This is a genomic window from Bacteroides sp. ZJ-18 (genome assembly GCF_011038705.2).
Taxonomy (GTDB): Bacteria; Bacteroidota; Bacteroidia; order Bacteroidales; family Bacteroidaceae; genus Bacteroides; species Bacteroides hominis.
Genome location: NZ_CP072198.1, coordinates 1,457,908 through 1,481,855, shown reverse-complemented (window position 1 = coordinate 1,481,855; position 23,948 = coordinate 1,457,908). Strand labels below are relative to the sequence as shown.

Below are 23,948 nucleotides of genomic sequence, written 5' to 3'. Positions count from 1 at the left end.
AAGCTTCTTTTTATACGTTTGCAATACTCATGATGTCGGCAAACACACCGGCGGCTGTCACTCCGGCACCCGCACCGTATCCCTGAATCATCATCGGGTATTCCTTATAGCGCTCGGTAGTCAGCAGGATGATGTTGTTGCTACCCTCCAGTCCGTAGAAAGGATGGTTGCGGTCCACTTCCTGCAAGCCTACGGATGCCTTACCGTTTTCCAGCTTGGCAACGAAACGCCAATGTTTATTCTCGCTTTCGAGCACCTTGCGGCGGGCTTCGAAGTCAGCATCCAGACTGGGTACCTTCTTCCAGAAGTCTTCCAGAGAACCTTCGAAAAAGTCGTTCGGCACAAACAGGTTCTTTTCAACCTCTTCCTGCTCCAGCTTATATCCGGCTTCGCGAGCCAGGATCACCAGTTTACGGATCACATCCTTGCCACTAAGGTCGATACGCGGATCAGGTTCGGAGTAGCGTTCCTCCTGCGCCATCTTGATGGTACGACTGAAAGGCACATCGGCACTGATCTTATTGAAGATATAGTTCAGTGTGCCCGAAAGGACGGCTTCGATTTTCAGGATCTTGTCACCGCTATGTATCAGGTCATTGATGGTATTAATAATCGGAAGTCCGGCACCCACGTTGGTTTCAAACAGATATTTCACACCACGCTGACGGGCTATCAGCTTCAGTTCGCGGTAGTTCTCGTAAGCCGACGAAGCAGCGATCTTATTGGCCGCCACCACAGAGATGTTGTGTTGCAAGAAGTCCTTATACAAAGATGCAATGTCCGGACTGGCCGTACAATCCACAAATACCGAGTTGAATATGTTCATGCCGATAATCTCTTCGCGGATAGTGTCCAGCGAACTGTCGGTTCCTTTCTCTTTCAACTCCTCACGATAGTTGCCCAAGTCGAATCCGGCACGGCTGAACATCGCTTTCGTCGCATCGATGATACCCACCACATGCAGTTTCAGCCCATTCTCCATCATCAGTTTCTTCTGTTGCTGGCGTATCTGTTCGACAAGGCTTCCACCCACCGTACCCACACCGCAGATAAAGAGGTTGAGCACCTGGTATTCCGAGAGGAAGAAAGAGTCGTGGATCACGTTCAGCGATTTACGCAGTGATTTTGAATCGACCACAAACGATATATTGGTTTCGGACGCTCCCTGCGCACAGGCAATCACATTGATGCCATTCCGTCCCAGCGTGCCGAACAGCTTTCCGGCAATACCCGGTGTATGTTTCATATTCTCACCTACGATAGCCACAGTAGCCAGGTTCTTTTCTGCCTGGATAGGCGAGATCTCACCCATCTCGATCTCTTTGGCAAACTCTTCGTTCAGCACCTCACAAGCCAGATCGGCATCGGCATTACGCACACCGATAGAGGTACTGTTCTCTGAGGAAGCCTGCGAAACGAGGAACACACTGATGCCGTTCTTTGCCAACGCCTTAAAGATGCGGTAGTTTACACCGATCACCCCCACCATACCTAAACCTTGCACCGTAATCAGGCTCGTGTCGTTGATAGACGAAATACCTTTGATGGCCTTGCTCTTCGTATGATCTACATGCTGCTTGATCACCGTTCCCTGCCCATCCGGATTGAATGTGTTTTTAATCAGAATCGGTATATTCTTGTGACACACCGGATAGATGGTAGGCGGATAAACCACTTTTGCACCAAAGTTACAGAGCTCCGTCGCTTCAACATAGGTCAGCTCACTGATGGTGTAGGCCGTACTGATCACCCGCGGATCGGCAGTCATAAAGCCATCCACATCTGTCCATATCTCCAGGCTATCGGCACCGAGGGCTGCGGCAATGACGGCGGCAGTATAGTCGGAGCCACCGCGTCCCAGATTGGTCACGTCTCCCGAAACCTTATCAGAAGAAATAAATCCCGGTACGAGTGATACCTGTGGAATCTCTTTGAAAGCCTCCCGCACCAGCCGATTGGTCAGTTCCGTATCCAGTGTATGCTTATTGTGTTTTTTTTCTGTCTTGATAAAAGTGCGTGAATCGAACCACACAGCCCCCTGAATCAGCCGTGACGCAATCAGTGAAGACAGGCGTTCACCATAGCTGACAATGGTATCGGATGTTTTCGGGGAAAGGTCTTTAATCAGATAAATGCCCTGAAAAATATCTTTCAGTTCATCAAGCAGTTCATTCACCTGATAGTGCAACAAAGTTTGAGTTTCTCCGGCAGGAATCACTCCCTTTACCATTTCTTCGTGACGGCGTACTATTTCCCGATATGCCCCTTCGTAAGCTGCATCGCCCGTGGCGGCCATTCGGGAAGTACTAATCAACTGGTCAGTGATCCCGCCCAATGCGGACACTACAACGATTACCGGCTCACCGGCAGACTCTACGATTTTCTTTACGCTTAAAATGCTGTTCACGGAACCTACGGACGTTCCGCCGAATTTCATTACTTTCATGCAGATACTTATTTAATGGAATGCTTTGTACGCTCCTTAAGGCATACAAAACCACTTTTGTTGATACAAATAATAAAATATAAAATTGAGTTTTGCTTACTTCCTGTAAGCGTGAATCACGTAGATACACATCATACTATATATTAACCCCTAAGGGTCATCCCCATTGTCCCCTGTGTCCCGATCATCAGGATACACATCGATGTGACTGTATGTGGATAGTAATGCATCATTGTCTCTGTTTCTACTTTTGATTTTGATAAGATGTTGCAAAAATAAGAATAATTTCATTCAATCTATCACTTTTTGTGATTATTTTGCGATAAAAATACAGATAAGCTCCGAAAGAGGATAAAAAATGTAGAATAGCAAGCTCCATGCCGTCCTCTTTCCATCTTACCGGGAACCGCTTCCTTTTTTCTATCGCCTCCTGTTTATGGCAAATTCCATAAAAGAAAAAAGTTAAACCAGACTTATGATGAAATAAAGAATCAATATTATTGCCTTTTATAAATTATTGATTATTTTTGCACTCAGTTTAGAGAGCGTTGATGTATCTTTTAAACTAAACATATTTAAGTAGTTAGAAGCGTTTACCATATTATTCTTGTCAAAGGAAATCGCCAATTTCAGAGGAGTATAAGAATAATAGGCAACAAAACGCTCATGCTCAATGTATATCCTTCAATAGTATATAATTGGGCGTGGGCTGTTGTCTTTATTATCTATACTCAGGCGTTTGGCGATGCCTCTTTGACAGATAACAGCAACAGTTCCCACGCTTTTTTTATTTACTCAAACGCCGGTTCGGGGAATGACGGGCAGCGATATACAATGATGAAAGAAACCGTATGGACAGCGTTATTTTGGTGCATTCTCTGCACATCATGTTCCTCAAGCAAACGAGTAGCTTATTTACAGCAGTTAGGTACGGAGCAGAACAATGTTCCTGTAGAGTTCAATGCCCGTATCATGCCGAAAGATTTGCTTACGATTTCCATTAGCTGCTCCGAACCGGAAGCGGCCCTCCCTTTCAATTTAATAGTACCCACATCACAAAACGAGCTTAATACCACCAACTCGACGAGCCAACCGATCCTGCAAAACTATCTGGTGAACAGTGAGGGAAGGATTACCTTACCCGTACTTGGAGAGTTAAAAGTAGAGAGAATGACAACCCAGGAGATTTCGGATATGATCGCCGAGAAGCTGAAACGCTATCTGAAAGAACAGCCCATTGTTACGGTGCGCCTGGTGAATTATAAAATCTCCGTAATCGGAGAAGTAAACCATCCCGGCATATATACGGTAAACAATGAACAGGTGAATCTTCTTGAAGCAATAGCAATGGCAGGTGACCTTACCATCTATGGCAAACGGAACAACGTACGCATCATCCGCAAAGAAAACAACCGGCAACGATTAATCACCGTCAACCTCAATGATGTAAACGTCATCCACTCTTCCGATTTTTATCTGCATCAGAACGACATTGTGTATGTGGAACCCAATAAAGCCAAAACACAGGGAGCCAATATCGGTTCTTCCACCAATCTGCTGATTTCTATTACATCTATATTAATATCAATGGCCGGACTGATTGTGACCATATTAAGATAACAAAACAAATTACGCCCCATGGAAAACGAACAGAAACAACAAGAACAGGAAATAGACTTAATCGAACTATTCTATAAAATCATAGTACACTGGAGGTGGTTCCTGATAGCAATCGCTGTCGCACTGACAGGCGCATATATCTATGTACACATCACCACACCGGTATACCAGGCTTCAGCCTCGGTAGTGATCAAAGATTCTGAAGGAAGCGACAAAGCAATCAACGATCTGTTTAATCAAGTATCTCCGTCCAATATGGCGGCAACAAATACTCAGATAGAAGACGAACTGGAAATATTGCGTTCAAGATCCATATTATTGCAAGTCATCAACGAACTGAATATGCACACGAGCTATAGAATAAAGGAAGGACTCGGATATACGGAGACCACCACCCCTCCCATCAGCGTGACGTTGGAGAAAACCGCAATGGATACTTTACAGGAGGCACTGCTGATACAAATAGAGAAAATGGGCGATCATTATGAAGCGCGGAGTGCCCTGCATGACATTTGCCTGACAGAATCTTTCACCACCTTTCCCGCAACCATAAAGACTCTGGCAGGATTATGTACCTTGGAGTTACTTTCCAATAGAACTTTCGACCGGACCGTCAAGGTAAATATCTGCCGGCCGACAGACGCAGTAAACCATTACTTGCAAAAGCTGACCGTTGCCACAACTTCGAAAAAGACATCCATCATCAGCCTCACTTTCAAGGATACAGATAAGAAGCGGGCAGAAGCATTTCTTATCAAACTAATAGAAGTCTACAACCGCGATGCCATGAACGACAAGAATAAGGTAACAGGAAATACATTGATCTTTCTGGAGGAAAGGCTGGACAGCATCAGCCGTGAATTGGGATTTGTAGAAAAACATCTGGAACAGTATAAAGAAAAGGAAAGACTGATCGATCTTAAAACGAACATGGATCTCGACTTGAACACCAACAACGAATACGAAAAGAAACTGCTGGAAGTGGAAACCCAATTGAACATGACCACCTACATCTACGATTATCTGAAAGATGAACAGTATCACTTCTCCCTATTGCCGGTAAATACCGGGATTTCGGACATGGAATTGATGCGTCTGATTAACGAATACAATAAGGAACTACTGGAACGTGAACGCCTGTTGAATACCATGAAGCCAGACAATCCTACCATTGTAAACCAAAATATAAACATCACGGCTTTGCGAAAAAACATCTTGTCATCTGTCACGGGAGTCAAAGAGGGACTCGAGATTGCCCGCAAGGATATCATACGCAAGACGAACTATTTCAATTCACGTATTGGCAACATGCCCAAACAGGAGAGAGAGTTCAATAACATAGACCGCCAACAGCAGATCAAGGCTAACCTGTATCTGATGCTATTGGAACGGCGCGAACAGGCCACCATCTCTTTGGCGGCAACCATAAATAAAGCAAGGGTGATCGACGCACCGTTAACCGCCGATGCTCCCATTGCGCCCAAGAGTCCGATGATTTATGCAGGAAGTTTGTTTATGGCTTGCATCATGACCATAGCACTGATTCTGTTCAAAGACATGTTCCGTACCAAGATTTCATCAATATCCGAGGTAGAAGCCATACAACTTCCCATAGTAGGGACGATTCCCCTCGATAAAGAACAAATCGGTGTGACCGAAGGCAAGAACGGGCTTATGGAAGAGTCTTTCCGCCGACTGCGAAGCAACCTGCGTTTCTTGACGGAAAAAGGAGACGAGAAGTGCATACTCATTACCTCGTCCACCAGCGGAGAGGGCAAGAGCTTCATCAGTATCAACTTAGCCCTTTCCTTTGCTTTTCTCGGATGCCGGGTACTCATTGTCGGTTTAGACATCAGACGCCCCCGGTTAGCAGAGCATTTTCATATTCAGAACCGGCAAGGAATAACGAATTTCCTTGCCGGAAACGAGGTAAAACCGGAAAGTATCATTTATCCATCGGGAGTGCACGAACTGTTATCCGTGGTTCCATCGGGTCCTGTCCCTCCCAATCCGGCAGAACTGTTGGAAAGGGAAAGACTGAAGGATGCCTTTACTTACTTCCGGAAGCACTTCGACTATATCATTGTAGACTCAGCACCTACCGGCTTAGCCAGTGATACGCTGAGCTTAAGCAAAGTGACGGATTTCACACTATACGTTTGTCGCATAAATTATACCTACAAGAATGTATTGCCTGAGATTGTGAATACGGAACGTACAGGACGGTTAAACCACATTTCACTGATTGTAAACGGTGGTAATCTGTCAGAGAAGAAATACGGATACGGTTACGGATATGGACATACCCATTAAACGTATCATCAATAATACCAACTTTTCATTTCATCTTTTCAAAAGAGAATGCTGTTATAACGGCAGACGTAAACTCTGCACAAACGGCATTCTCTTAAAACCACCCTCTCTTTTTCTTTTTCAGGACATCATCTCCTGAAGCATAAATGTCCCGGTACGTTTTGTGTTCTTTTATCATCCGGTATACAATACCCCAATCGAGCAGTCCTCCCACATTACGGTCGTCAATAAAGAGATCGGCTTTCAGTTTCCTGGAGAATCCGTCATCCTGAAGTTTTTGTTCGGGGTACTCCTTGTTAACGGCATAAAACTCCACCCCTCTTTCTTTGCACCATGCCACGGCCTCGTCCAGTAGTTTGCCTTCGCGCACACTCCATAAAATAAGTCTGTGGTGCTCTTGTTGCAACAGCTTCAAGGTTTCCACCGCAAAAGGAATCTCATTACCAATGCCGGGATAGCGGTCCGTCACTATCGTTCCGTCAAAATCAACTGCAATCGTCATAGTGTCATGCTTTTATAATTATCCAAACAAAGATAATACTTACCAATCGAATTTACTCAAAACCTACAGAATAAAATAACAGCACCCAGTATCCAAACAGATCCGCCGGCAATAAAAGAAGCAATTATCTTTTTGTCAAAACGATATTCCTAAGACCTCAGAATCCATTATTCCGGGCACAGGATAAAGAATGGTTCAAAAAACGCCGTCATTTCGTTTAAGACACAATCAGATTGATACTGAAACACGTTTTTCTCAAACAAGAAGAAAGTGAAGAAGTCTTTTCTGCCCGATTCAGACGGATATAGTTACCAAATACCATCTTTTCAACAGCTTCAGCCCGATCAAGATCCATAACCAACCAGCGCTACAAGAAGTACAATCTCTCCCCGGCAGAGGCTCTCTTTTCAGGAAACGAAGCCTCTGCCGGCAGGAAGTTGACACTCTACTTGCACGAAGTTAACATTGTGCCGTCACGAAGTTAACATCCTGCCGCTATGAAGTTAGCATCTTACCGCAACGAAGTTAATAACCTGAAGTCCTAAAACCGAATAAACTAACGACGGAAATGCGGAATATGCAGTTATTTGGGAATATTTATTCAAGTTCCATTTCCGGAATGCAATCTTATCGCACAAAGCTTGTCAGCGAAGCCGGCCAATAGGCGACATTGAGTCAGCAATCCGTTCATTTCGCTGACAATCGGCCAGATGCTTTATCCAAAAGAATAACGGCTTCCCAGCATTCAAAAGTCAAAAGCTATATTCTGTTTGGCAGAAAAAGACGAAATGCGTAACTTTGAGACCTATTTATCAAGAGATCAATGGCAAAAGAGAAAACCGTTTATGTATGCAGTAACTGCGGACAGGAATCACCCAAATGGGTGGGCAAGTGTCCTTCGTGTGGCGAGTGGAATACTTATGTAGAAGAAATCGTACGCAAGGAGGTTCCGAATAAACGTCCGGTATCGGGCATCGAATCGCCTAAAGCCAAACCTGTCACCCTGAACGAGATCGAAGCGGACGAGGAACCCCGCATCGACATGCACGACGAGGAGTTGAACCGGGTACTGGGCGGCGGACTGGTGCCGGGATCACTGGTGCTGATCGGTGGCGAACCGGGTATCGGAAAATCGACTCTGGTACTTCAAACCGTGCTCCACATGCCCGAACGCAGGATACTCTACATCTCCGGAGAAGAGAGTGCAAGGCAACTGAAGCTCCGCGCAGACCGACTGACACAAACGTCGAGCGACTGCCTGATTGTGTGCGAAACGTCGTTGGAGCAGATCTATGTGCACATTAAGAATACACGTCCGGACCTGGTAATCATCGACTCCATACAGACCATATCCACCGAAAGCATCGAGTCTTCGCCGGGAAGTATCGCGCAAGTGCGGGAGTGCTCGGCCTCCATTCTCCGTTTTGCCAAAGAGACGCATACTCCGGTATTACTGATCGGGCATATCAACAAAGAAGGCAGCATTGCCGGTCCGAAGGTACTGGAACACATCGTAGACACCGTGCTCCAGTTTGAGGGGGACCAGCATTATATGTACCGTATCCTGCGCAGCATCAAGAACCGCTTTGGCAGTACGGCCGAACTGGGTATTTACGAGATGCGGCAAGATGGTCTTCGCCAGGTCAGCAACCCGTCGGAGCTGTTGCTATCGCAAGATCACGAAGGCATGAGCGGGGTAGCCATCGCATCTGCCATCGAAGGAGTCAGGCCGTTCCTGATAGAAACACAGGCACTTGTCAGTTCTGCCGTTTACGGCAATCCGCAACGTTCGGCAACCGGATTCGATATCCGACGCATGAACATGCTGCTGGCTGTGCTCGAGAAACGTGTCGGCTTCAAGTTAGCACAGAAAGATGTCTTTCTAAATATTGCCGGGGGGCTGAAGGTGAACGACCCTGCCATCGACCTGGCTGTTATCAGTGCCATCCTTTCATCCAATATGGATGCCGCCATCGAACCGGAAGTATGTATGGCAGGTGAAATCGGGTTGTCCGGTGAAATCCGTCCGGTGAACCGGATCGAACAACGTATCGGTGAAGCCGAGAAGCTTGGATTCAAACGGTTTATCCTGCCTAAGTATAATATGCAGGGAATCGACATGAAGAAGCTGAAGATAGAACTGGTGCCGGTGAGAAAGGTGGAAGAGGCGTTCCGGGGACTCTTCGGATGAGTTCACCACAGAGGACACAGAGGACACGGAGTTAAAAAAATAGAAAGACATAGGAATGGAAGAGATTAATATACTTACCAGCAAGGTTCTGGGATTAGCTTTCGAAGTACATACGCAACTGGGAGCGGGATTATTAGAAAGTACTTATGAGACATGCTTATTCCACGAAATTATCGAAGCTGGCATAAAAGTGGAAAGACAAAAGAAATTGCCTATCATATATAAAGGTAGTAAACTGGATACCGACTATCGGCTGGACTTACTAATTGACGACCGGCTTATTATAGAGCTAAAAAGCGTGGAAGCGCTACTTCCGGTACATTCTGCCCAAATCCTGACTTATATGAAATTGAGTAATATTAAGTACGGACTATTATTAAACTTCAACGTTGCAAGCCTCAAATACGGCATCAAACGTTTCATATTATAAACTAATTAAACTCTGTGACCTCTGCGTCCTCTGTGGTGAACCTATGATACAAGAATACCAACTACGAATCCTCCCTGAAATTGCCGCCAACGAGCAGCAACTCAAGACATACCTTTCTCAGGAGAAAGGGCTGAACCTGCGTGATGTAACCTCTCTCCGCATACTGAAACGGAGCATAGACGCCCGGCAACGCACCATCTTCGTCAACCTGAAAGTGCGGGTATACCTCAATGAAATGCCGACGGATGATGAATACGAACGTACTATATATAATAAGGTGGAAGACAAGCCACAGGTAATTGTTGTGGGCGCCGGACCCGGCGGATTGTTTGCCGCACTGCGACTGATAGAACTGGGGCTGCGTCCCGTCGTCGTAGAGCGTGGCAAAGATGTACGCGAACGCAAGAAGGACCTGGCACAAATCAGCCGGGAGCACCGGGTAGACCCGGAGTCGAACTATAGTTTCGGTGAAGGGGGAGCAGGCGCTTACTCGGACGGGAAACTATATACCCGGAGCAAAAAGCGGGGAAACGTGGACAAGATACTGAACGTATTTTGCCAGCACGGGGCTTCCACCGCCATCCTGGTGGACGCCCATCCGCACATCGGTACGGATAAACTGCCACGGGTGATAGAGAACATGCGTCATACGATTATCGAATGTGGCGGTGAGGTGCATTTCGAAACCCGGATGGACGCACTGATCATCGAGAAGGGGGAGGTGAAAGGCATTGAAACCCAGACGGGCAAGACATTCCTCGGACCTGTCATTCTGGCGACAGGGCACTCGGCACGGGATGTATACCGATGGCTGGCGGCCAACAAGGTGCCCATCGAGGCGAAAGGCATTGCCGTCGGGGTACGCCTGGAACATCCGGCAGGACTGATAGACCAGATCCAATACCACAACCGGAACGGGAGAGGGAAATACCTGCCGGCAGCCGAATACAGTTTCGTCACACAGGTGGAAGGCCGGGGGGTATACAGCTTCTGCATGTGTCCGGGAGGATTTATCGTACCTGCCGCCAGCGGGCCGGAGCAGGTGGTGGTCAATGGAATGTCGCCCTCCAACCGTGGCTCCCGGTGGAGCAACTCGGGGATGGTGGTGGAGATACAGCCGGAAGACATCATGAACGACGAACGGTTAACGATGAACGATGAAGCAGAAGGGAGCCATCCCGAGCTGGCGGTGCTGCGCTTTCAGGAAGAGCTGGAGCGCCAGTGCTGGCTGCAAGGAGGCAGACGACAGACGGCTCCCGCCCAGCGCATGGCAGACTTCACACGCAGGAAGCTGAGTTACGACTTACCGGAATCGTCGTACAGCCCGGGGCTTATCTCTTCTCCGCTGCACTTCTGGATGCCGGAGTTCATCACCGGCCGGCTGTCACAGGGTTTCCAGCAGTTCGGACGCAGCAGCCACGGATTCCTCACCAACGAGGCGGTGATGATAGGCGTAGAGACACGGACTTCATCGCCGGTACGCATCGTGCGGGACAAGGATACATTGCAGCACATCACCCTGCGCGGACTCTTCCCGTGCGGTGAGGGGGCCGGTTATGCGGGGGGCATCGTCTCGGCAGGAATCGATGGAGAACGATGCGCAGAAGCAGTAGCACAATTTATGAATCAATAGGACTTATGATGAATCACCAACCCGAAATAGCCATCGTAGAGGCGAACACCCTCACCAGCCTGGGACTGAAAACAATCCTGGAGAGGATGATCCCCATGGCAGTCATCCGCACGTTTCCCGGTTTCGGCGAACTGATGGACGACACGCCGGACATGTACGCTCATTACTTTATCTCCGCACAGATATATGTGGAGCATAATGCTTTCTTCCTCCCCCGGAAACGGAAAACCATCGTACTGGCGGGAGACAGTCACCAATTCCAGCTTTCGGGCGTCCCGATACTCAACATCTACCAGACGGAAGAGGGGTTGGTGAAGGACATCCTGAAACTCCACCAGCACGCGCACCACGACGGTTATCCGGTGAAGGACATGCCTCCTGCCCCGCCTGCTGCCACCGGACACGAGCTTTCGGCACGCGAGATCGAGGTGCTGGTGCTGATCACCAAAGGGCTGATCAACAAAGAAATCGCCGACAAGCTGAATATCAGCCTGACTACGGTGATCACACACCGGAAGAACATCACCGAGAAGTTAGGCATCAAGTCGGTCTCCGGACTGACCATCTACGCGGTGATGAACGGATACGTGGAGGCGGACAGGATATAAACCGGGAATTCACCACAGAGGACACAGAGGGCACAGAGGGCACAGAGGATATTTTGAGTTATCGATTGCGCTGTGGGCGCTGTCCGCCTTGTCCGCTCTGTGTACCCTATATGCACTACCCTATATTCACCATATAGCTTACTCTGTGCCCTCTGTGTCCTCTGTGGTGAATCAGTGGTGAATCCGATATATCCTAATAAATGAGGATTGCCGTTTAACATTTTTTGCTGCATCTTTGCAAACGAATCAATGAAAAGATACAGTAAATGAAGAAAAACAGCATTCTTATTGCTCTTGCCCTCTTTTCGGCCAGCGGAACATGGGCCGGGGAGCTGCCGAAGGACACACTGAAGGTGATAGACGTAGAAGAAATCGTAGTCATCGCCGCTCCGAAAGAAAACCGCAAACTACGGGAACTGCCGACCGCAGTCACCATGCTCTCGCAGCAGGATATGCAGGCCAACCAGGTAAATTCCATCAAAAGCCTGACTGCCCTTGTGCCGAATATCTTCATACCGGACTATGGTTCCAAGCTGACTTCCGCCATCTATATCCGCGGAATCGGCTCACGCATCAACACGCCTTCCGTGGGGTTGTATGTGGACAACGTACCTTATATCGACAAATCGGCGTTCGACTTCAACTACGCCGACATCGAACGCATCGACGTGCTGCGCGGTCCTCAGGGGACCCTCTACGGGCGCAACACCATGGGCGGACTGATCAAGGTGCACACAAAATCGCCTTTCAGCTATCAGGGCACCGACCTCCGTCTGGGTGCCGGAAGTTACAACAATTACAACGCTTCGGTGACCCACTACCATCGTGTATCGGATCAATTCGCTTTTTCAACGGGCGGATTCTACGAATACGGCGGCGGATTTTTCAAGAATACCTACCTTAACAAAAGAATAGACAAGAGTCAGGCAGCAGGCGGACGGTTCCGCGGCATTTACCTGCCCGGCGAGAACCTGAAACTGGACCTGAACATCAGCTACGAGTACAGCCACGAAGGGGGATATCCGTACTTCTACACAGGAAGAGTGGACCCGGCGGAAAGAGAGGACGATCCGCGAAAAGAACGAATCGGCAAGATCTCGTACAACGATGAGAGCACCTACCGCCGCGGGCTGCTGAATGCGGGAGTCAACATAGAATACCAGGCGCAGAAGTTCATCCTGAGCGCCGTAACCGGATTCCAGAACCTGAACGACCGCATGTTTCTCGACCAGGACTTCACGGAGAAGAACCTGTTCAACCTGATTCAGAAGCAGAAGCTGAATACCCTCTCGGAGGAAGTGATGCTGAAATCGAAACCGGGAAGCAACTGGCAATGGACTACGGGCGCCTTCGGTTTCTATCAGTGGCTGAACACGGACGGACCGGTGATATTTAAAGAAGACGGGGTAAAAGAGGTGATAGAGGGAGGCGCCAACAAGGCCTTCGCCAACTTAGGCCCCAAAGCCCCCCGGATGGCGCTGACGGTGAACAACCCGACACTCCGCGTCAGCGGCAACTTTGACACTCCGATACTGAGCGGAGCGATCTACCACCAGTCTACATTCAACAACCTCTTCACCGAAGGGCTCTCCTTTACCGCCGGCCTGCGCCTGGACTATGAAAAGATATCGATGACGTACAACTCCGTCAGCGACCCGATGGACTTTGATTTCAGCATCAGCATGCCACCTATGCTGAACCTGAAGGACCAGCACATGAAGGCTCCGGCATCCTTCAAAGGCAAGCTGAAGAACGATTACCTGCAATTGCTCCCCAAATTCGCCCTGCAATATGAATGGCAAAAAGGGAACAGCGTCTATGCCACGGTTTCACGCGGCTATCGTTCGGGAGGATACAACGTGCAGATGTTCTCCGACCTGGTGCAGAGCGAACTGAAGAACTCGATGAAAACCGCCATGATGGAAAGCGACGTGTTCAAGAAATACGCCGGGATGATCGGCCAGATGATGCCGGAAGAGAAGATCGACGTGAAGGCATCGACCACGTATAAGCCCGAATACTCGTGGAACTACGAAGCGGGCGCGCACCTCACCCTGTGGGAAGGCCGTCTCTGGGCCGACCTCGCCGCCTATTATATGGATACGCGCGACCAGCAGATAGCGCAGTTTGCCGAAAGCGGACTGGGACGCATCACCATCAATGCCGGCAAGAGCCGAAGTTATGGCGCCGAAGTCGCCCTGCGCAGCAGCCTGACAGACGCGCTCAGCCTGAACGCTAACTACGGATATACGTATGCCACGTTCACCGATTACGTCGTCCGCCAGAAAACGGAGGACGGCAGCCTGCAAGAAAAAGAGAACTATAACGGCAACTACGTGCCTTTCGTCCCCAAACACACGCTCAACGTGGGCGCGCAATACATCTTCCGCATCGCTCCCCGCCACTGGCTGGACCGGGTACAGGTGAACTTGAACTACAACGGTGTCGGACGGATCTACTGGACGGAGCAGAACAACGTCAGCCAGTCGTTCTACGGAACCCTGAACGGACGTGTCAGCCTGGAGAAGGGAAACGGACAGATCGGATTCTGGGTACGCAACATACTGGATAAGGAATATGCCGCGTTCTATTTCGAATCAATGGGCAACGGATTCATGCAAAAAGGCCGTCCGGTGCACTTCGGGGTAGACGTGCGCTGCCGGTTCTGACGCCGAAGCCTGCGCCTCCGGAAGGACGCCCGAAGGGGGCGGAAACAACGGTGCACCGTTTCCTCAAGAACGGTGCACTGTTTGTTTAAGAGCGGTGCACCGTTTTTCCGACGGCGGTGCACCGTAATTTTGGCTGTTCTCACCACAGAGGACACAGAGTAGTTTTTTTCTCTCTCTTTTCTCTGTCCTCCACCCTCCAAGGGCGAGCGGAATTAAAACTCTGTGCCCTCTGTGTCCTCTGTGGTGAGAAGATCTTATTCGTTGATCGCCCCGCAATGCGGGCATACACCCTTCTCCCGGAGTTTCTGCCCACAGTTTCCGCACCGGTATTTATAGCCGGAATTCCTACGCACCTTCTTCACAAAAAGCCAGATGAAGCAAGCTAAAAACAGGTAACCGATATAAATGTGCGTGGTCAGGATGAAGAAGAAGTAGCAGAAGATGCAGCAAGACATCAGCCCCAGCAAATAGAAAACGGCGGCGGCAGGAGTGAGTTGGCGGAACAAATCGTCGAGCACGGCCAGCGTGACGACAATAAACAACCAGATGCTCAGCAGAAAAACCGAAAGGATGAAAGGCACCTTGAACGGCGAAAGGGTGGGATTAAAGTAGAAATGCTCCCAGGTATCGGGGACAAACACCTGCATCGTCTCGTAAACCGTAGCACTGAACGCCATCAGCAGACAGAGGAAAAGGGGATAGACGCTGTCGATATCATTGAAGTAAACCATCTGCAACTGCTTCTTCATGAAAGCACGGAGCAGGTAGACCCCGACAAAGAGAGCGAAAATGATGACGAAATACGAAGCGTGAGTATTGCTGAAAAGGTGGATAAACTGCGAAATACTATCGGTGGGCACGAAGGAGCGCACCAGATCACGGTTGCGCACCCACCCCTGGACGTCCTGCGAGTGGGCCAGCTTCACCCATACGCTGTCCACGCTGTCCTGCGGATGAATGGAGAACTCTGCCACGACCACCCGGTCACCTTTGTTCAGACTGACATAGGCATCCTTCACCGGAAGATATTCCAACCGGACGGAGTCGTCCAGCACCTCCAGATTCGTGTTCCAAGTATAATGGTACCGGAAAAGATAAGCTAAAGAGTCCTTTGTTTTCTCCCCCAGCCCCTCGGCAGTGAGATCGGGCGGTGAATAATGGCAGGCCGCCAGCAGGAAAAAGCCTATCACAGCATAACACAGACGCGCGCAGAGCCCCTTCATTTTCATAAGGCACTCACTTTCATCTGGCAGTTCCGGCAGTCAAATTCCAGGCGGAAGCGTTTGCCGTCCGTCGATACCAGATAATAGGGTTCACGATACGGAGAACGTTCCCGTTGATGAACCGGACACCAGCCCATGCTGTAGCGCAGGCAATGTTTGCAGAACATCAGCACCGCCTTCTCCACAGGCGTCTGTTCAAAAGCAGGAGCAATGCTTGCCACGCCATGCCCGGCATAAAAAGAGGCAGCCCGCGCATTCATCACATTTCCCAGATAGGTCAACGTCGTCTGCGGAAAAGCATGAGTCGTAGGCCTAAGCACCGCCAGCTCTCTCCGGTAGTTGATACGGCGGGCGGCAATCAGTTTCTCAATCGCCTGCCGGCGGAAATCGGCCAATACCGAAGCAGGCAGAAACCAGTTCTCCGTGAAGTCGATGTCGACGCGCTCCGCTTCGAAAGGAGTGTTCCCCAACTTAGCCAGCTGCGTCTTCAGGTTCTCTTCCTGTGGCGTACGCGCCGGCTCTTTCGCACGCGGCAGCGACAGGGTCACACGGTTATCATCCTCATCCGTCAGCGTCAGGACAAATCCGAAGGCAGTGTCCGCCAGCCGGATGGCCACGGCCATCTTGCGTTCGGACGACCGGCGGGCGAGTATCTTCTCAAACTCCTGGTCGAAGTTACGGTACAACACCGTTCGGGGCTTGATGCGGGGCATCTCCTGCGGATAGAGCTTATTGCCCTCCACACGGTTGATGCGGAAACCTTGCAGTTTGCCTTGCTCGTCAATGTAGCAAACACCGTCACCGTTATTGAACGACTTCAATCCCGCCACGGTCAGATAATTCCCCCTGGCCTCTTTCATCGTCCCCATCTCCTCTCCTAACGACTTGGGGGTGTCGAACGAAAAAACATCCCTGGTGCGCCCGTGCAGGAAATAATGCGTAAAACCACGGCTGAAACTCTTGTCCAGCTGAGGCTTGAAAGCGTAACGGCAACTGCCGGAAGAAGCACGCACATACTCCTTGCGGCGGGCAAGGATGGCATCCAGCTTCTGGCGGTAGGCGGCCGTCACGTTCTTTACATACGAAACGTCCTTCAACCGGCCTTCTATCTTGAAAGAAGAGGCACCGGCATCGAGCAGAGCCTCCAGCTCCTCACTTTGGTTGAGATCCTTGAGTGAAAGAAGATGTTTGTCCTTCGCAATCACCCGGTCGTTCGAATCGACCAGGCTGAACGGCAAACGACAGAACTGGGCACACTCACCCCGGTTGGCGCTACGCCCGAAACAAGCCTGGCTAACGTAGCACTGCCCGCTATAACTTACACAGAGCGCTCCGTGCACAAAGATTTCCAGAGGCACGTCGGGACAAGCCTCGTGTATCTTGCCGATCTCCCGCAACGAAAGTTCACGCGCCAACACCACTTGGCGGAAGCCCGCATCGGCCAGAAATCTCACTTTCTCTGCCGTACGGTTATCCATCTGCGTGCTCGCATGCAACGGAATAGGCGGCAGCTCCAGACCGGTGATTCCCATATCCTGCACAATAAGCGCATCCACTCCGACACGGTACAGGGCCCGGATCATCTCCTCCGTCTCCTTCAGTTCTTCATCTTTCAGGATCGTATTGACCGTAACATAAATCCGCACATTATACAAATGGGCATACTCCACCAAAGCGGCTATATCTTCCAATGAATTGACCGCTGCCGCACGGGCACCGAACTTCGGCGCACCGATATATACGGCATCCGCCCCATGATCGATGGCAGCCATGCCGCATTCCAGGTTTTTGGCCGGAGCCAGCAATTCTATCTTACGTTGTTTTATCATCTGATATCTTCAATATTATAAGGAGTCTCCTGATAGACGAAATAGTTCAGCCAGTTGGAGAACAACAGGTTGGCATGTCCGCGCCAACGCACCAGCGGCCCCTTGTCCGGATCATCATCTACATAATAATTGCGAGGAACCTCGATAGGCAGACCTTTCGACACATCCCGGCGGTATTCCGTATCCAGTGTCAACGGCGAATATTCCGAGTGCCCTGTCACAAAGAACTCACGCCCACCGCGAGCCACCACCATATACACTCCCGAATCGTCCGACTCCGAAAGCAATGTCAGTTCAGGCACCTTTAGTATATCTTCTTTCCGCACTTCCGTATGCCGGCTATGGGGAACATAAAATTCATCATCGAACCCGCGGAAGATGGGATGCAACGGAAGCAACGTGCGATGTTTGAAAATGCCGAACATCTTCTTGTCCAGTGCATACTTGGGCACACCGTAATGATGGTACAGACCGGCCTGCGCGGCCCAGCATATATAGAGCGTAGAGGTGACATGGGTACGTGCCCAGTCAAATATCTCCGTTATTTCGTTCCAATAATTCACCTCCTCGAAATCCATCTGCTCTACCGGCGCACCGGTAATGATCATACCGTCGTACTTATCGTCCCTCATCTTGTCGAAGTCGGTATAAAATGTCTTCATGTGTTCTATCGGCGTGTTCTTCGAAGTGTGGCTCTTTATCTTCATAAAAGATATCTCCACCTGAAGCGGAGTGTTCGAGAGCAGACGCACCAAGTCTGTTTCTGTCGTAATCTTCAACGGCATCAGGTTGAGGATGACAATGCGTAGCGGGCGGATGTCCTGTTGTGTTGCGCGGGAGTTATCTATCACAAAGATATTCTCCTCTTTCAATAGTTCTATCGCAGGAAGCTTATCGGGTAAATTTAAAGGCATAATTGCATACGTATTTAATAATCAATGCAAAAATAGTGTTTTCCTTATTTAGAAGATATACAAATTAAAACATTTTAATCAAAATCGATACCAACTAATGATTAAAAACTCTATTTTTGTACCTACAAATTAGTACTAATAATTAAAATATCAAACAAAATGGCTTACGTAATTAGTGATGATTGTATTGCTTGCGGAACTTGTATTGACGAGTGTCCGGTTGGCGCTATCTCTGAAGGTGATATTTATTCAATTGATCCTGAACAGTGTACAGACTGTGGTACTTGCGCAGATGTATGTCCTTCTGAAGCAATTCACCCAGCTGAATAATACAATCCCCCAAAACAAGATAAAGGCTGCTTTCCTGATGGAAAGCGGCCTTTATTGATTTTTACCCCTACCCGGGTATTGAAACCGGATACTCTTAAAAATAAAGAAGGATGCATCTTTTCACCGATACATCCTTCTCCTTTATCTGATTGGCAGAGTCTTATTTCAGCTTAGCCAATGCTTCTTTGATGCGACGGATCGCTTCAACTATATTTTCATCGCTGGTAGCATAGCTCATACGGATGCATTCCGGAGCACCGAACGAAGTACCGCCTACGCAAGCTACATGAGCATCCTCAAGCAGATACATCGCCAGATCATCCGAATTCTCAATCTTACGATCCCCAACAGATTTGCCAAAGAAAGAACTGCATTTAGGGAACAGGTAGAAAGCGCCTTCCGGCACATTCACCTCAAATCCCGGAACTTCTTTCGCCAACTTCACAATCAGGTTACGACGACGTTCGAAAGCCTTACGCATCTCTTCCACCGGAGCCTGAGAACCTGTATAAGCAGCCTCAGCAGCCTTCTGAGAAACTGAGCAAGGACCCGAAGTATACTGTCCCTGAAGTTTATTGCAGGCTTTCACAATCCATTCCGGACCGGCAATGAAACCAATTCTCCATCCGGTCATCGCATATGCTTTTGACACACCGTTTACAATCACCGTACGTTCTTTCATCTCGGGGAACTGAGCGATACTCTGGTGTTTTCCGATATAATTGATGTGCTCATAAATCTCGTCGGCAATGACGATAACCTGCGGATACTTAGCCAATACGGCAGCCAGACCGGCCAACTCTTCTTTGCTGTAGACAGAACCGGTCGGATTAGACGGTGAGCAAAGAATCAAAGCTTTGGTCTTCGGAGTGATGGCAGCTTCCAGTTGGGCAGGAGTGATTTTGAAATCCTGTTCGATACCGGCAGTTACAATCACCGGAGTACCTTCGGCCAGTTTCACCATTTCCGGATAGCTTACCCAGTAAGGAGCAGGCACAATCACCTCATCACCCGGATTTACCAGCACCATGATGGTGTTACATACAGATTGTTTTGCACCATTTGCACAAGAAATCTGAGCGGCTGTATATTCCAGACCGTTTTCTTTCTTCAGTTTCTCTACGATTGCATTGCGCAAAGCCGGGTAGCCCGGAACCGGAGAGTAGCGAGAGAAGTTGTCATCTACCGCTTTCTTGGCAGCTTCTTTGATGTGATCGGGAGTATTGAAGTCGGGTTCTCCCACACTGAGGTTAATTACATCAACACCCTGAGCTTTCAGCTCAGCGCTTTTTTGCGACATAGCAAGAGTCGCCGAAGGCGACAAGCTGTTCAAACGGTCTGATAGTTGGTTCATTTCGTATCTATTTTATTGTTGTTGAGTGAATTTGATTGCAAAATAAACTATAATATTTGATATATGAAAGCAAATAGACAGTTTACTTATTAAAATGAAGCGTATGCCCCATCCGCTCTTTCTTTGTCTTCAGATAACGTACATTATAAGGATTCGGCTTAACCTCTATTCCCACGTTCTCGGTAATCTCTAACCCATAGGCTTCCAGACCAATACGTTTCACCGGATTATTCGTCATCAACTTCATCTTTTTCACTCCGATCTCACGCAAAATCTGCGCACCGACCCCATAATCACGTTCGTCGGCATCAAAACCCAAATGGAGATTGGCATCTACCGTATCATATCCTTCTTCCTGGAGTTTATAAGCGGCAATCTTGTTCATCAAACCGATACCACGACCTTCCTGATTCATATAGACAATTACCCCTTTTCCGGCAGCTTCGATCATCTGCATAGCTTTATGAAGCTGCTCACCACATTCACAACGGCATGAACCGAAAATATCACCAGTCATACACGAAGAGTGCACACGTACCAGAATCGGTTCGTCTTTGTCCCACGTTCCTTTTATTAATGCAATGTGCTCCATCCCGTTCGATTTCTGACGGAAAGGTATCAAACGGAAATGTCCGAACTGCGTAGGCATATCCACTTCCACTCCTCTATCAACAATCGACTCCATCTGAAGACGGTATGCGATCAGGTCTTTGATGGAGATTATTTTCAATCCGAAACGACGGGCCACTTCCACCAATTGGGGCAGACGAGCCATGGTTCCGTCTTCATTGATGATTTCAATCAACGCGGCAGCAGGATACAAACCGGCAAGTTTAGCCAAATCGACACTCGCCTCGGTATGTCCAGCGCGACGAAGGACTCCACGCGAACGGGCACGCAGAGGATTGACATGCCCCGGACGTCCCAAATCGGAAGGTTTTGTCTTCGGATCGGCCAAAGCACGGATAGTCATAGCACGGTCGTGCATGGAAACTCCCGTCGTGCATCCCTCAAGTAAATCGACAGTAACCGTAAAGGGAGTCTCGTAAATTGAAGTATTGGATGACACCTGCATATCCAGTTCCAACTCGGCACAGCGTTCTTCCGTTATAGGAGCACAAAGTACGCCACGGCCATGAGTCAGCATGAAATTCACTTTTTCCGGAGTAATCTTTTCGGCAGCAATAATGAAATCACCTTCGTTTTCACGATCTTCATCATCTACCACAATTACGAAATTACCCTCTTTGAAGTCGGCTATCGCCTCTTCGATGGTATTCAGTCTTATTGGTTCCATACTCTTATATCTTAATTTTTGTTATTAATATCCTTTATTGTAAGTTCTACATCCCGGTTCAATGCAATTATCCGTTCCATATCCTTATTCAGGCGTATACGGAAAGCCCAGATACGGAAATAGAAAAATAAACCGATAGGCATCAAAATTCCAATTGCCATATTAAGCCAATAATTATGGAACGGACGCACATGTGCGTTTACAGGGATAATCGGATATTTTTCCAGCTTCTGAAGCAATATCAACGAACGGGTATTGGACATCTCATCTACCAATGACTCCATGCGGTTGTTAATCGCAATGATCTCCTGATCCTGACCGGCAGTCATCCACAAACTAAAATAATTAGGAGCTTTAGACAACCGGTTCTTTTCCATATAGTTTTTACACTCCTCCGAAAGTGCATCCAGATCAGAGGGAAGGCGCCGATAATCCGGATCATGAATAATCACCTCCTTCTTTGACAGATGGCGGACACTGCGCACACCGAATACTCGCTTAAACCAAGCAATATAAACATCAGTATTCAATACCACAGAATCTTTATTCGATTTATAAGTCAGGAAATATCCCAGCGGAGCCAGAATGGCGGAACTCATCCACATCCCCATCCATACAATCCACTTCCCGTCGCGAGCCATTTTATAGCCTGTATTATCAATAATATAATAAATGATAAAGGTAAACACGGAAACAATAACCGGCATACCCAATCCACCTTTGCGGATAATGCCTCCCAAAGGTGCGCCAATAAAGAAAAATAAGAGACAGGAAAGAGAAATTGTGATTTTCCGATGCCATTCTATTTTATGTCTTCGTATGCTAAGATCATTCTGAGCCATTGTAAAGCTCTTAAACCCCCAGTCACTCGACAGATTCTCCGTACGGCCAACGGCTGAAGCTATGATCTTCTGCTTATTCATCAAGGTAGCAACTTTAAACAGACTATCCACATTGTAATCGCCAATGCGCGCTTCCTCCATCTTCAGGGTATCTTCCTTGGTCAGTCCGGCCGCAGTGCGATACGGCCCCTTACTTGCTTCAATGTAATACTGCCTGCCGATACTATCGGCCAATACAGTCATCGAGTCGATGGAAGCCTGTATTTTTATCATATCTTTGGTGGTAGACTGATTGCTCATAATACTGGCATCAGCCATATTAAAGTCCGAATCGAACTGAATGATCGTATGTTTCTCCCGGAAAGATTCCCGGCGATAAGGAACATTCTTCGAACTCATGCTCTGTGCCTTCAGATTCTCAAACATCTCACCGCTGTACAGATGTAGATAAAGATGCTGCTTATCGGCTGTCATCTCCAGACGTCCCGAATCGGCTACAATAATACGTGCATTATCAAAGTTATTGGAGAAATCATAAATAATCACATCGTAGAGCATGCCCGTCTTACGGTCTTTTCTTTGCACTTTCAAATTATACCCATCAATTTCATCATAAAAAACTCCTTCGGGAATATCTACCTCAGGAGATTTCTGCTTCATCGAAATGAGCAAAGTGCCCAACTTGGCTTGTGCCCGCGGCCCTATGACATTTTGGAAATAGAAGGATACACAACAAATGGCGAAGACAAGGACAATGAGCGGACGCATAATTTTAAGCAACGAAATGCCTGCTGCCTTCATGGCGAGCAATTCAAAACGCTCGCCAAAATTACCAAACGTAATTAAAGAAGCCAACAACACTGCCAAAGGCAGAGACATCGGTACCAGACTCAACGCAGAATAAAAGAAGAATTGAGCCAGTACACTCATTTCTAACCCTTTTCCCACCAATTCGTCTACATACTTCCACAAAAACTGCATCATGAAGATGAAGAGGCAGATGAAAAATGTACCGACAAAGAGTAATAAGAAACTCTTTATTATAAAAATATCTAATCTTTTTATGCGTAGCATCTTAATAGTTTCATGCAATTAAGATACAAAATTAGCACAAAAAAAGGAGTGCAAAAAATTTTTGGTTGAAAGTTAACTAAAAACCGCATGTTCTACGTAACTTACTCACTTGGGAATCCCACAATTCCTTCAAATCATCAACCTCTTCCGGATCAGAAAAATCACTAATTTCAAGCACATAATCGCCCGTCAATTCATTATTACTCATTTTTATTTCAAAATACTCCCTTTCATTTTCGTCATCAAGCCAATGGAAACGAATAAACGAATAGGCCCGAATGGCAACAATAGTTGCCTGACGCTGTTCGGTTTTACCCCAACAAAAAGTCACTGTTTTATCATCTGATACTACTTTGTCTGCAAACCAGTCCTCCAAACCGGTAGGTGTGCTTATTGCTGACCAAAGAATATTTTTAGAAGTCGCATTCAGAAGATATTCCAAATGTATTTTCTCCTTTTTCATAGCTTTATTATTGATTGTGTGTGCCAAGATAAATACTTTTTTCTAAATACAAGGCATAATTAATTCACTTTCTTCATTACATCTCTTCTTTCAGAGTCAGAAATAGCCTGTTCATCATACTTTCAGAGATGTTTTTTTTAAGTTAAACACAAAAAAGATAGAAAATGTTTTGGAGATTAAAAAAAAGGCTCTATCTTTGCACCCGCAATC

Annotated in this window: 17 protein-coding genes; 8 read left to right on the top strand and 9 right to left on the bottom strand. The window is 47.9% G+C overall.

The genetic code is table 11. The features are described from left to right. Window positions 1-10: 10 nt before the first annotated feature. Window positions 11-2,446: a bifunctional aspartate kinase/homoserine dehydrogenase I gene (gene thrA / locus G7Y45_RS05915; protein WP_005778625.1), complete on the bottom strand. Its 2,436-nt coding sequence runs from the start codon at window positions 2,444-2,446 to the stop codon at window positions 11-13. 666 nt (window positions 2,447-3,112) lie between these two features. Here thrA and G7Y45_RS05910 point away from each other — a divergent pair. Further along, window positions 3,113-4,066: a polysaccharide biosynthesis/export family protein gene (locus G7Y45_RS05910; RefSeq protein WP_206265651.1), complete on the top strand. Its 954-nt coding sequence runs from the start codon at window positions 3,113-3,115 to the stop codon at window positions 4,064-4,066. Window positions 4,067-4,084: 18 nt separating this feature from the next. Then, the gene (locus G7Y45_RS05905) at window positions 4,085-6,379 is read left to right on the top strand and encodes a tyrosine-protein kinase family protein (protein ID WP_165016363.1); all 2,295 of its coding nucleotides are present in this window, start codon (window positions 4,085-4,087) and stop codon (window positions 6,377-6,379) included. 94 nt (window positions 6,380-6,473) lie between these two features. Here the strand turns inward: G7Y45_RS05905 and G7Y45_RS05900 are convergent, their stop codons facing one another. Beyond that, window positions 6,474-6,881 carry a BT0820 family HAD-type phosphatase gene (locus G7Y45_RS05900; RefSeq protein WP_005778632.1) on the bottom strand — a complete coding sequence of 136 codons (408 nt, stop codon included), beginning with the start codon at window positions 6,879-6,881 and terminating at the stop codon, window positions 6,474-6,476. Window positions 6,882-7,704: 823 nt separating this feature from the next. Between G7Y45_RS05900 and radA the strand changes: the two genes are divergently transcribed. The 5 genes from radA to G7Y45_RS05875 all read left to right on the top strand — a co-directional run bounded on the left by radA (window position 7,705) and on the right by G7Y45_RS05875 (window position 14,412). Continuing rightward, on the top strand, window positions 7,705-9,072 hold the full coding sequence (gene radA / locus G7Y45_RS05895) for a DNA repair protein RadA (RefSeq protein ID WP_005810649.1): 1,368 nt from the start codon (window positions 7,705-7,707) through the stop codon (window positions 9,070-9,072). A 55-nt stretch (window positions 9,073-9,127) separates the two neighbouring features. Continuing rightward, complete coding sequence (locus G7Y45_RS05890; RefSeq protein ID WP_005778635.1) at window positions 9,128-9,502, top strand: GxxExxY protein; 375 nt, start codon at window positions 9,128-9,130, stop codon at window positions 9,500-9,502. 43 nt (window positions 9,503-9,545) lie between these two features. After that, window positions 9,546-11,135, top strand: a complete 1,590-nt coding sequence (locus tag G7Y45_RS05885; RefSeq protein ID WP_032538157.1) for an NAD(P)/FAD-dependent oxidoreductase — start codon at window positions 9,546-9,548, stop codon at window positions 11,133-11,135. 8 nt (window positions 11,136-11,143) lie between these two features. Then, on the top strand, window positions 11,144-11,743 hold the full coding sequence (locus tag G7Y45_RS05880; protein WP_032531771.1) for a response regulator transcription factor: 600 nt from the start codon (window positions 11,144-11,146) through the stop codon (window positions 11,741-11,743). A gap of 266 nt (window positions 11,744-12,009) precedes the next feature. Then, complete coding sequence (locus tag G7Y45_RS05875) at window positions 12,010-14,412, top strand: TonB-dependent receptor (protein WP_032536846.1); 2,403 nt, start codon at window positions 12,010-12,012, stop codon at window positions 14,410-14,412. A gap of 254 nt (window positions 14,413-14,666) precedes the next feature. Here the strand turns inward: G7Y45_RS05875 and G7Y45_RS05870 are convergent, their stop codons facing one another. From G7Y45_RS05870 to metA, 3 genes are read right to left on the bottom strand one after another with little or no spacing between them, the layout of a single operon-like run. After that, window positions 14,667-15,641 carry a zinc ribbon domain-containing protein gene (locus tag G7Y45_RS05870; RefSeq protein WP_005810656.1) on the bottom strand — a complete coding sequence of 325 codons (975 nt, stop codon included), beginning with the start codon at window positions 15,639-15,641 and terminating at the stop codon, window positions 14,667-14,669. After that, on the bottom strand, window positions 15,638-17,464 hold the full coding sequence (locus G7Y45_RS05865) for a U32 family peptidase (protein WP_165016365.1): 1,827 nt from the start codon (window positions 17,462-17,464) through the stop codon (window positions 15,638-15,640). Before G7Y45_RS05865 ends, G7Y45_RS05870 begins: the two co-directional genes overlap by 4 nt. Then, window positions 17,461-18,378, bottom strand: a complete 918-nt coding sequence (gene metA / locus G7Y45_RS05860) for a homoserine O-succinyltransferase (protein WP_005810659.1) — start codon at window positions 18,376-18,378, stop codon at window positions 17,461-17,463. Before metA ends, G7Y45_RS05865 begins: the two co-directional genes overlap by 4 nt. 159 nt (window positions 18,379-18,537) lie before the next feature. Here metA and G7Y45_RS05855 point away from each other — a divergent pair, with 159 nt between their 5' ends. Then, window positions 18,538-18,708 carry a DUF362 domain-containing protein gene (locus G7Y45_RS05855; protein WP_005810660.1) on the top strand — a complete coding sequence of 57 codons (171 nt, stop codon included), beginning with the start codon at window positions 18,538-18,540 and terminating at the stop codon, window positions 18,706-18,708. Between the two features lie 160 nt (window positions 18,709-18,868). On the opposite strand, the gene G7Y45_RS05850 is transcribed toward G7Y45_RS05855, so the two are convergent. From G7Y45_RS05850 to G7Y45_RS05835, 4 genes are all read right to left on the bottom strand, one after another. Continuing rightward, window positions 18,869-20,062, bottom strand: coding sequence for a pyridoxal phosphate-dependent aminotransferase (locus tag G7Y45_RS05850; RefSeq protein ID WP_005823072.1), 1,194 nt, complete (start codon window positions 20,060-20,062; stop codon window positions 18,869-18,871). An 82-nt stretch (window positions 20,063-20,144) separates the two neighbouring features. Continuing rightward, window positions 20,145-21,359: a bifunctional 3,4-dihydroxy-2-butanone-4-phosphate synthase/GTP cyclohydrolase II gene (locus G7Y45_RS05845; protein ID WP_005778652.1), complete on the bottom strand. Its 1,215-nt coding sequence runs from the start codon at window positions 21,357-21,359 to the stop codon at window positions 20,145-20,147. An 11-nt stretch (window positions 21,360-21,370) separates the two neighbouring features. Next, window positions 21,371-23,275 (bottom strand): LptF/LptG family permease, encoded by a 1,905-nt coding sequence (locus G7Y45_RS05840; RefSeq protein ID WP_005778654.1) that lies wholly within the window; start codon window positions 23,273-23,275, stop codon window positions 21,371-21,373. Between the two features lie 76 nt (window positions 23,276-23,351). Then, window positions 23,352-23,738, bottom strand: a complete 387-nt coding sequence (locus G7Y45_RS05835; RefSeq protein ID WP_005778656.1) for an START-like domain-containing protein — start codon at window positions 23,736-23,738, stop codon at window positions 23,352-23,354. Window positions 23,739-23,948: the final 210 nt, after the last annotated feature.